The sequence below is a fragment of the Bradyrhizobium sp. sGM-13 genome (assembly GCF_018398875.1).
In the GTDB taxonomy this organism is placed as follows: domain Bacteria; phylum Pseudomonadota; class Alphaproteobacteria; order Rhizobiales; family Xanthobacteraceae; genus Bradyrhizobium.
Genome location: NZ_JAGWDK010000146.1, coordinates 1 through 1,025, shown reverse-complemented (window position 1 = coordinate 1,025; position 1,025 = coordinate 1). Strand labels below are relative to the sequence as shown.

At 58.2% G+C, this 1,025-nt stretch carries 2 pseudogenes; both read left to right on the top strand.

Going from position 1 to position 1,025, the window contains the following annotated elements:
• Positions 1-217: pseudogene (locus KJQ96_RS38510) on the top strand (hypothetical protein); the annotation flags it as partial.
• Between the two features lie 113 nt (positions 218-330).
• Positions 331-969 (top strand): annotated as a pseudogene (locus tag KJQ96_RS38505) (tyrosine-type recombinase/integrase); the annotation flags it as partial.
• Positions 970-1,025 lie beyond the last annotated feature (56 nt).

Genomic DNA, 1,025 nt, shown 5'->3' with positions numbered 1-1,025 from the left:
TTCGGGTGGTTCAGAACTCTGGACCCAGATAGCCGCTCAAGGGGACGCAATGGCCAAAAAGCAAAGCATTCCGAGGCGGCTGTTCAAGTACCGCGCGTTCAACAATCTCACACTCGATATGATTATTGCGGATAATCTATTTTGGACGAACCCGCTCCGCGGGAGAGTATCCGCGTTGAGTGCGGCGTACCCCCTTAAAGCCAGCCAGCGTCCCTGACTCCGGCACCACGGGCACAGAGCGACGTAATCGATACCATTTCAGAGGAGCTTGCCCCTGGCAAGATGGCGTTGCTGCCCGCGCGCAGCGTCCCTCTTGCCAAGGAGTTCGCTATGACCTCGCTACGGTTACGCATGGTGGAAGACATGCAGGTCTGCAACCTGTCGCAACACACGCAGGATTCCTATTTGCTGCAGGTTTCGCAGTTCGCTCGGCATTTCGCTAAATCGCCGGCTTTGCTCAGCCCGGAGGATATCAGGTCTATTTGACGAACGAGAAGAAGCTGGCGCCGCGCTCGGTGCACGTCACCGTCGCAGCGCTTCGATTTCTCTACCGCGTCACGCTCCGCCTCGATTGGGATCTCGCCCAGATCATTCCGTGTCCCAAGGCGTCAAAGACATTGGCCATCATTCTCAGCCCCGAGGAGGTGCTGCACTTCCTTGGCTGCATCGAGAGCTTCAAACACCAGGCGATCCTGACGACGTGCAATGCCGCCGGCCTGCGTATTTCTGAGGCGACCCGTCTGAAGCCTGAAGCTATCGATCGCCAGCACATGGTGCTTCGCGTCGAGCAGGGCAAGGGACAGAAAGACCGCTATGTCATGCTGTCGGCCAGGTTGCTGGAGGTGCTGACAAACTATTGGCGCGCCGTGCGCCCCACCGGGGCGTGGACGTTTCCCGCCGCCGTTGTTGGAGAACCGATATCGACAAGCGCCGTGGATGCCCACCTGCCATAAAGCACATCGGGTGTCGAGCTGCAGGCGATTTCCGATTTTCTTGACGACCAGAAGGACATAATCGACCAGGTC